The organism is Pseudomonas sp. F8002, from assembly GCF_013385495.1.
Classification (GTDB): domain Bacteria; phylum Pseudomonadota; class Gammaproteobacteria; order Pseudomonadales; family Pseudomonadaceae; genus Aquipseudomonas.
In genome coordinates, this window is sequence record NZ_JACAPW010000027.1 from 19,081 (window position 1) to 27,961 (window position 8,881).

At 60.6% G+C, this 8,881-nt stretch carries 6 protein-coding genes; 3 read left to right on the top strand and 3 right to left on the bottom strand.

Annotated elements, in window-relative coordinates; translation table 11 throughout:
• Window positions 1-39: 39 nt before the first annotated feature.
• From mksB to mksF, 3 genes are read left to right on the top strand one after another with little or no spacing between them, the layout of a single operon-like run.
• Window positions 40-1,317, top strand: coding sequence for an Mks condensin complex protein MksB (gene mksB / locus HX811_RS20205; RefSeq protein WP_003214377.1), 1,278 nt, complete (start codon window positions 40-42; stop codon window positions 1,315-1,317).
• Window positions 1,307-2,014: an Mks condensin complex protein MksE gene (gene mksE, locus HX811_RS20210; RefSeq protein ID WP_003214375.1), complete on the top strand. Its 708-nt coding sequence runs from the start codon at window positions 1,307-1,309 to the stop codon at window positions 2,012-2,014. The genes mksB and mksE overlap by 11 nt, the downstream gene beginning before the upstream one ends.
• The gene (mksF, locus tag HX811_RS20215; RefSeq protein ID WP_008437530.1) at window positions 2,011-4,851 is read left to right on the top strand and encodes an Mks condensin complex protein MksF; all 2,841 of its coding nucleotides are present in this window, start codon (window positions 2,011-2,013) and stop codon (window positions 4,849-4,851) included. Before mksE ends, mksF begins: the two co-directional genes overlap by 4 nt.
• 170 nt (window positions 4,852-5,021) lie before the next feature.
• Here mksF and HX811_RS20220 read toward each other — a convergent pair whose 3' ends face one another.
• The 3 genes from HX811_RS20220 to HX811_RS20230 are packed head-to-tail and all read right to left on the bottom strand — an operon-like array spanning window position 5,022 to window position 8,587.
• Window positions 5,022-7,325, bottom strand: coding sequence for a PqiB family protein (locus tag HX811_RS20220; protein ID WP_177047085.1), 2,304 nt, complete (start codon window positions 7,323-7,325; stop codon window positions 5,022-5,024).
• Window positions 7,318-7,941, bottom strand: a complete 624-nt coding sequence (locus HX811_RS20225; protein WP_003214366.1) for a paraquat-inducible protein A — start codon at window positions 7,939-7,941, stop codon at window positions 7,318-7,320. Before HX811_RS20225 ends, HX811_RS20220 begins: the two co-directional genes overlap by 8 nt.
• Window positions 7,928-8,587: a paraquat-inducible protein A gene (locus tag HX811_RS20230; protein ID WP_008437533.1), complete on the bottom strand. Its 660-nt coding sequence runs from the start codon at window positions 8,585-8,587 to the stop codon at window positions 7,928-7,930. Before HX811_RS20230 ends, HX811_RS20225 begins: the two co-directional genes overlap by 14 nt.
• Between the last annotated feature and the right edge of the window lie 294 nt (window positions 8,588-8,881).

The following is an 8,881-nucleotide window of genomic DNA, read 5'->3' on the forward strand; positions in this document are numbered from 1 at the left end:
CAATCGCTGCTTTTAATCGCTAACCAGCCGGCCATTCCGATGATCGAACCCAAGCGCGTCTTGCGCGCCCTCGCCGAACACTGGGCCCTGCTTGAGCCACTGTGCGAACACTTCGACCAAGGCACCCTGAGCCTCAGCGAACTGCGCGCCCAGCTGGCCGCCCAACAACTGGACAGCACGCCACAGGACATCACCAGCCTGCTGGACGTGTGGATTCGCCTGGATATCCTGGTGCCTGTCGCCAAGAGCCCGAACCGTTTCGAGCTCAACGCACAGATCCACGACTTCCTGGCGTATCTTCGCAAGGAGCACCGGCTAGGCCTGTGCCTGGAAATCGAAGCCTACCTGCGCCACCTTGAGCGCCTGGCGGGTTATATCCAGGACGCCTTCGACATCCGCGACGGCCATGACCTGGCGCGCCAACTGCGCCTGCTGGACATGCGCGTGCGCGACGTGCTGAAAAAACTCGCCAACGACGAACAGGCCCTCGCGGCCGTGGCCGATCGCGCCAAGACCAGCGACCGGCAGATCCCGTTGCGCCAGCGCTACGCCGAAGTACTGGCGACCTGGGACGAATACGTCGAGCCGATGATTCAACTGGTGAACGCCGACGGCGCCTTCGAACAAGGCGTGCGCAAGGTGGAAAACGTACTGTTGCGCATGCTTACCGAGCAGCAGCGCCTCGGCCACCTGGTGGACGACGACATGCTGCTGCGCACCCACGCGCGCATCCTCGAAATGCAGACCAGCGCCCAACTGACCTTGCGTCACGCCCGGGAACTGCTGCTGCCGTTGCGGGAAGAAGCGCGCCGGCACAACGCCGTGACCCGTGGTGCCGCGCTGGCCTTGTCGGCGATTCGCCGCAAGGGCCTGGACGCGGTGCCGCAAGCGGCGATGCCGATGTTCACCCGGCCGCAAAGCACCTTTCTTGGCAGTGCCAGCCAGGTCGAAGCCTACGTGTACGCCTTGGCCAACTTCGAACCGAAGCCGGCGCGTTTCCCCAAGGCGCATAAATCCCACAAGGGCGAAGCCCCTCGCGCACCGCGCACGGTCAAGGAAATGCTCGAGCGCTGTGAAGACGCGCTGCCGATGCCGGACCTGATGACCTGGCTGCTGGAGCAGGAACCGGACGGCGCAACCGACGAGTTGCTGTACTGGTTCTCACGCCTGTCGCGGGAAAAACGCTTTAAGCGCGAACGTCTGGAACGACGGGATTACCACACTCACGAGCACCAGGTCAGCCTGCGCTCATTCGCCCTGCTTCCAGCCAGTATTGATACGGCCGGGAATTCTGCGAGCACCCCTCATGCATCTTGATCTATCCGAACTGTCCCAGCTGGCGCCGATCTTTCGCGAGCTGTTCAAGGGTTACCACGTCAGCCGCCGCGACCCGGAGCTGTACGCCCAACTGTCGAACTTCCAGGACCAGTACCGCACGTTGTTCAAGGCCCTGGGCTTTGAGTTGGTGTGCGACACGCGGGGTTTCTACTACTTCGTGCCGGACTCGGCCGTGGCCGCCGCGCAGGTCAACAAGACCGCCCAGCGCCTGGCGTTGTTCACCTTCATCATCGTCGAGCACCTGGCCGACCAGGGCCGCGACCCGATCGCCGTGCTCGACGGTGGCAGCCTGGGCCGTGACGAACTGCCGTCGTTGCTGGAAAAGTACCGCGACCTGTTTATCCAGGCCGAAGTGCAGACCGTCGAGGAACTGGAAGAAAAAATCATGCGCCGCATGACCCAGCTGGGTTTTGCCGGTGAAGAGAACGGCATCTACCGCTTCCTGCCGCCGATGCACCGCTTCCTCGATGTGTGCCTCTCGGTCCAGCAAGACCGCGACCTGGCCGCGAGCATCCACAGCGTATTGCCGTTGCCGGCCCCGGTGATCATCGACGAAGACAGCGATGAAAAACTGCTGAAGACCGATGACCCGCTGGACTTGAGTGACTTTGCAGAAGAAAGCGAAGAAGACGCCCTGGCCCGCGCCATTGCCGAAGAACAGGAGACCGACGCATGAGCAAGGAACGCTACGGCATTCGCCGCTTCGCCCTTTTGAACACCGCCGGTTACAGCCTGGGTTTGTTCCCGCTGGAAGAACCGCTGTCGGTGTACGGCGCGAACAACCTCGGCAAATCGGCGTCGATCAACGCCTTGCAGTTCCCGATTCTGGCGCGCATGTCGGACATGAGTTTCGGCAAGTACACCCTGGAGCAATCCCGGCGTTTCTACTTTGCCACCGACACCAGCTACATCCTCGTGGAAGTCTCGCTTCCCCATGGCCCGCACGTGATCGGCGTGGTCGGTCGCGGCCCGGGCGGTGGTTTTGGTCACCAGTTCTTTGCCTACGCCGGCAAGCTGGACCTGGCGCACTACCAGAAGAACGACACCTGCCTGCGCCAGAAAGAGCTGTTCACCAACCTTGAGCGCGAAGGCCTGAAAGCCTATGAGCTCAAGCCCGATGAGCTGCGGCGTTTGCTGGTGGGCGGCCATACGTCGATCCCGCTGGACCTGACCCTGATTCCGCTGCGCTCCACCAGCGAGCAGAGCCTGAAGACCTTCCGCGCGCTGTTTATCAATTTGCTGCACATGCGGGAAATCACCGCGGCCAAGTTGAAGCAGCTGTTTCTGGATGCGTTCGAACACAGCCTGCGTTCCGGCAGTGTCGATTACATCGCGGCGTGCGAAGAAGCCTTCCGCGATGTACGACGCATGGAGCAGGACTACAACTCGCTGGTGGCTGCCGGCCCTCTGGTAGAAGCCTTGGCCAACGGCGTGAAACAGCGGGACATTCTGCGGGGCAAGCTGCATCGCCTGTCACCGCTGCTGGATTCGTTGCTGGGCACCTGGTCGGACTACGCCAGTGCGCGCAAGGAAGAACTGACGATCCAGGCCGAGCATTACCGCAACGAGCAGGATTCGCTGCAGAACGACCAGCGCGGCGGCACTCAGGAGCTGATGCGCCTGGAGCGGGAAATCAGCGGGATTCAGCGCTGGCTGGGTGAGCTGTCGGTGCTCAAGCACCGCTTCGCGCTGGTGGATGACGTCAAGGTGCTGGAGCAGCAACTGCTGGCCGCCAAGGATGCTCACGATGAACTGGCCGGGGCCTTGGCGCAGTCGCGTCAGTTCAGCGCCGAGGATCTGGACGAACGTCTGCGGGACCTGGAAAAACGCCTGAAGTCGGTGAAGCAGCAACTCGATCACGCCGACAACAACAGCTACGCCAAGCTGCGGGAAGAATTCTCGCAGCAGGATGTCGAGCGTTTGATGCGCCTGTTCAACAGTTCGCTGTTCAGCTTGCCGCTGGGTGAGCATGGCATCACGCTGGACGAGGACGGCCTGTGGGTGAAATCCCTGGAGCAGATCCTTGATGGCTTCAAGGGCGAGCGTTTTGAAGTGCCGGGGCTGGCCATCGACATCTCGCACATTGAACCTCCAGCGTTGCAGGCACTGGCTGACCGCGCCGCGTTGCGCGACCAGAAAGAGCGTCTGGAAAAAGAACTCAAGCAACTGAAAACCCAGCAAGCCGTGGCGGCCGACCGCGCGGCGAGCAAGACCCAGACTGAAGCGCTGTACCAACAGGTACTGGACGCGCAGAAGGCGCTGGAAGATTTCCGCCGTGCACAAACCCTGAGCGCCGAGGAAGGCGAGAAGCTGGAAAGCCTGGCGCAGATGGAAGCGGCCCAGGACGAATTGAAACGCTCCAGCGATGCGTTTACCGAGCGCGTCCAGCAACTGTCGGCCAAGCTGCAATTGGTAGGCCGGCAGATTGGTGATATGGAAGCCAAGCAGCGCACCCTGGATGACGCATTGCGTCGTCGCCAGTTGCTGCCGGCAGACTTGCCGTTTGGTACGCCGTTCATGGACCCGGTCGACGATTCCATGGACAACCTGCTGCCGCTGCTCAATGACTACCAGGACAGCTGGCAAGGCCTGCTGCGCGCTGATGGCCAGATCGACGCGCTGTACGCACAGGTGCGCCTCAAGGGCGTGGCCAAGTTCGACAGTGAAGACGATATGGAGCGCCGCCTGCATCTGTTGATCAACGCTTACGCGCACCGTACCGATGAAGCACTGACGCTGGGCAAGGCCCGGCGTGCGGCCGTCACCGATATCGCACGCACCTTGCGCAATATCCGCAGCGACTACGACAGCCTTGAGCACCAGTTGGCGTTGTTCAACCGCGAGATCAACAAGCGCCAGGTGTCCAACCTGCAGAGCTTCCGCATCGTGCTCGCGCCGAACAAGGAAGCCCTCAAGCATATCGACCAGATCATCCACAGTGCCGGCCAGTATGAAGAAGGCGAAACCCTGTCGGTGTTCGATCTGAGCCAGAGCGCCGAGCAGGACAACAAGAACGAAGAGGCCAAGGAATACCTGGCGCGCCTGGTAGCGGCCAATCATAACCAGTTGGGCCTCAAGGACTTGTTCGAACTGGCGTTCGAGATCACCAAGGTCAACGGCCAGCCGATCATTCACACCGACATCGATGGCGCCGCCTCCAACGGCACCACCATGACCATCAAGGCGCTGACCAACATGTACTTGTTGCTGCACTTGATGGACCGCGACCAGGCCGGTCGCGTGCGCCTGCCGTACTACCTCGATGAGGCCGCGGACATCGATGAGAAGAATCAGGCAGCATTGCTGGAGACCAGCTTGCAGCTGGGCTTCGTGCCGATTCTGGCGAGTGTGAAGCCGCAGGTTTCCGCCCAGGTGGCGATCGACCTGGAAGGCGGCAGCGGGCCGAACGGGATCTACATTGATGAGGCGGACTGGAAGTACATCCGTCGTCACGATGTGGTGAAGGCAACGGTGAATGTGCAGGCGGATGAGCCGGAGCTGGATGAGGTTTAATCAGTTGCGCTGAAATGCAAAAAGGCCGCGATCTTCTGGATCGCGGCCTTTTTTTGGTGTTCTTGAGGGCCTCTTCGCGAGCAAGCCCGCTCCCATATTCAATCGGGTTCCTTCAATGGGAACTGGGTCAAATGTGGGAGCGGGCTTGCTCGCGAAGGCCGCGCCTCGATCTATTTGCCGAGCGGGATTTTAGGGGCCCAGGTCAGCCATTCGTCTTCAAACTTGTCGAACAGCGGGAAGGTCTGCTGGGGCCGTGCAGCGTTGCCCATACGCTCGCCGTCCGGCGTGGCAAAGGCGATGCCGCCGGCGACCAGGGTCTCCAGGGACTCCGTGCGAACAGTCGCGCCCTTGAACAAGCCGAAGTCGAGCCCGAAGCCGCTGGTGTTCCAGAACCGGCTGCCACTGCGCACCAGAGGCGCGTACTTGGGTTCGATCAGGATGTGAACCAGCACACGGTCGGCGGTCTGGCCCAGCTCGTAGCCGGTAACTTTGCCTACGGTGACTTCGCGGTAAGTGACCGGAACGCCTTCCTTCAACGAGCCACGGCGTGCGGCGCTGAGTACCAGGCTCAGGCCCTCCTCCTGATGAACGGCTTCTGGCGGCTTGTCCAGCGCGACGAAACTCTTCTGTGGGCCGATGCTTTTGGTCGCTGGCTGTACTTCAATGTACTGGCCGGTCACCAGGGTTTCCAGGTTCGACGTTTTCATCAGGCCCAGTTCAGGCTTGACCACCCAGAACTGACTGCCGGCCCGTGCAATGCGGTCGGCCACCTGGGTGATACGCGCGCTGAGCAGCACCGATTGCATGTCGGCGCTCAGGTCGACACTTTCGATCTTGCCTACGTCCAGGCCCTTGAAGCGCACTGGCGTACCCGGGCGCAGGCCATCGGCGCGGTCGACCTTGATGGTCACCAATGTACCGTGCTGGTTGGCGGCTTCGCGATCCGGGAACAGACGGAAACGCGGGATGCGCTTTTTCAGCGGCACATTCGGCTCCGGGGTTTCGAAGGCGATACCGCCCGCCATCAGGCTGGCCAGGGATTCGCTTTTCACCTGGATGCCGCCGGTAAGCCCACCGGTCAGGGTCACGCCGCTGGCATTCCAGAAACGGGTCGAGCCATTGACCAGGCCTTCGTATTCTTTCTCGATATGGACGCCGATCACCAGTTGCTTGTTCTTGCGGGAGAACTGGTAGCTCTGCACGGAACCGACCTTGACCTGCTTGTAGAGGATCGGGCTGCCGACATCCAGGGAACCGAGGTTGTCGGTGAAGAGCACCATGTGCAGGCCGGGGGAACGCAGGTCCAGTGGCGGCGCCTTGGCGCGGGCGACGTACTCCCGTTGTGGCGCGGTGCCCTTGTCGCCGGGACGGATGGCGATGTAGTTACCTTTGACCAACGCTTCCAGCCCGGTGATGCCCGCCAGCGAGATAGACGGCTTGACCACCCAGAATTGGGTGTCCTGGACGAGGTAGTCTTCGGCCAGTGGGTCGAGGGTCAACTCGGCATTGGCGCTGGACAGGTCCGGATCGATCTTCAGGGTTTTCAGGCTGCCGACCTGGATGCCTTTGTACATCACCGGGGTGCGGCCCGCCTGGAGGCCTTCGAAGTCGGTGAGTTTGACTTTGACCTTGATGCCCGCCGCGGCTGCATCGAAATCTTCGTACAGGCGGAACGGCAGGCTCGGGTCCGTCGGTGGGCTGTCCTTGCGGTTCTCCGGCGTGGCGAAGGCGATACCGCCGGCAACGATGCTGGCCAGGGATTCACTGCGGACTTTTACGCCGGAAAGGTTGGCGTCGATGCTGATGCCGCTGGCGTTCCAGAAACGCGTGTGTTTGCGCACCAGGCTGGCGTAGGTCGGCTCGATGTAGACCTTGATTTCAACGGTGGTCTGGTCTTCGGAGAGCAGGTAGCTTTTGACCTGGCCGACCTGGATCTGCTTGTAGAACACCGGGCTGCCACGGTTCAGCGAGCCGAGTCGATCAGCTTTGATCGTCAGGTGCAGGCCGGGCTTGGCGTCGGATAAAGGCGGTTCTTCGGACAGGGCCTTGAACTTGCGCGTCGGCTCACCATCGCCTGGGCTGGCGGCGATGTAGTTACCCGAGACCAGGGTTTCCAGGCCGGTGATCCCGGCCAGGCTGACACTTGGCTTTACCAGCCAGAAGCGGGTGTTGGTCTTGAGGTATTGCTCCACATCCTTGTTCATCTCGATGGTGGCAATCACTCCGCGATTGTTACCTTCGTCATCCAGGGCCAGGGTCTTGACCTTGCCCACGGGCATGCCTTTGTAGACCACTTCGGTCTTGTTGGCCTGGATGCCTTCGCCGCTTTCAAAGCGAACCTGAATCTCGATGCCTTGCTGGTTGTAGGCGCGCCACCCCAACCAGCCGCCGATGATCAGGGCAATCAGGGGCAGCACCCAAATGGCCGACCAGTTGGAAGCTGGGCGGGTTTTAGCCTTAGGCAAATCACTCATGGTCGTCGTCCGACTCCGTGTTATCCCAAATCAGTCGGGGATCGAAAGTTACTGCGGCAAGCATCGTCAAGATCACCACACTGGCGAACGCCACGGCACCGAGATTGGCCTCGACACTGGCAAGTCGCCCAAAGTTTACGACTGCCACCAGGATGGCAATCACGAAGATATCCAGCATGGACCAACGGCCAATGAACTCGATAAAGCGGTACATGATAATGCGTTGTTGCGCGGAAAGTGGCTGGTGACGCTGCACCGAAAACAGCAGCAGCCCGATACCCACCAGCTTGAAGGTGGGCACCAGGATGCTGGCGATAAACACTACAGCGGCGATGGGGAACATACCGTGCTGCATCAGTTGGATCACGCCAGACATGATGGTGCTCGGATCGCCCTGCCCCAGGGAGCTGACGGTCATGATCGGCAACAGATTGGCCGGGATGTACAGGATGGCCGCGGTGATCAGCAGCGCCCAGGTGCGTGTCAGGCTGTTCGGCCGGCGAGCATGGACCAGCGCACCGCAACGGGTGCAGGTTTGCTCGTCGGTGTCCGGGTCTTGTTTGTTTAATTCATGGCATTCGGTACAGATCAGAATGCCCGCATCAATCGCCCGCATGAGCATCCTCTCCTGACAGCGCTTCCCAGATCTGGTGAGGTGACATCACCACCTCCAACAATATCTGGACCATTAACAGACTGACGAAGCAGGCCAGACCGAGCCCTACGGTGATAGTGGCCATGTCAGCCAGCTTTACGATCGCCACCAGCACGCCCATCAGGTACACCTCGAGCATGCCCCAGTCCTTGAGGTGGTGGTAAATGCGATAAAACAGCAGGCCGTAGCTGCGACCGATGTTCCAGCGAATGCTCAGCAATACCGCCAGTTGGCACAGGAGCTTGAGCAACGGAATGCCCATGCTGCAGAGAAACACCACCACGGCGACGCCCTGCATGCCGGTGTCGAACAGGCCGACGACGCCGGTCCATACGGTGTCCTGCGAGGACTGCCCGAGTAGATTGAGCTGCATGATGGGTAAAAAGTTCGCGGGGACGTACAACAATAGCGCCGCAAGCACTAACGCCAGGCTTCGTTCAACGACGTTGTGGCGGTGAGCGTACAGCTCGTAGCCGCAGCGCGGGCATTGGGCCTTCTCACCGCGGGCAAGCTCCGGCTTGCGCATCAGCAGGTCGCACTCATGGCATGCCACGAGTTCGTCCAGCGGTAAGTCTGACACCTCAAGGGTATCAACCGGGTCGGGCATATAGGGCTCGGACTCTAAAAAAGATTAGGTGCCTATTCTAGTGTTCTGGTTCAGAAATAACTGTGCAAATTTGTCGGGGGATTCAGTAGCGTTTGTGCGCGCGAGGGGGGATTGGGACGAGGGGATTTAAACCAATGCGTGGCATCAGGTAGCCCGCGTTACCGTTGGAGTTTTTCGCCAGCAAGCTCGCCATACTTTCCGACCGCCCAAAACAAAACCCCTGACTGCATAAGCAATCAGGGGTTCTGGAATTTAATCTTGACGATGACCTACTCTCACATGGGGAAACCCCAC

Excerpts from the sequence above, each read along its gene's own strand:
- mksE (WP_003214375.1), top strand. The coding sequence starts at position 1,307 with ATGCATCTTGATCTATCCGAACTGTCCCAGCTGGCGCCGATCTTTCGC.
- HX811_RS20225 (WP_003214366.1), bottom strand. The coding sequence starts at position 7,941 with ATGCGGGCGATTGATGCGGGCATTCTGATCTGTACCGAATGCCATGAA.
- HX811_RS20220 (WP_177047085.1), bottom strand. The coding sequence starts at position 7,325 with ATGAGTGATTTGCCTAAGGCTAAAACCCGCCCAGCTTCCAACTGGTCG.
- mksB (WP_003214377.1), top strand. The coding sequence starts at position 40 with ATGATCGAACCCAAGCGCGTCTTGCGCGCCCTCGCCGAACACTGGGCC.
- mksF (WP_008437530.1), top strand. The coding sequence starts at position 2,011 with ATGAGCAAGGAACGCTACGGCATTCGCCGCTTCGCCCTTTTGAACACC.
- HX811_RS20230 (WP_008437533.1), bottom strand. The coding sequence starts at position 8,587 with ATGCCCGACCCGGTTGATACCCTTGAGGTGTCAGACTTACCGCTGGAC.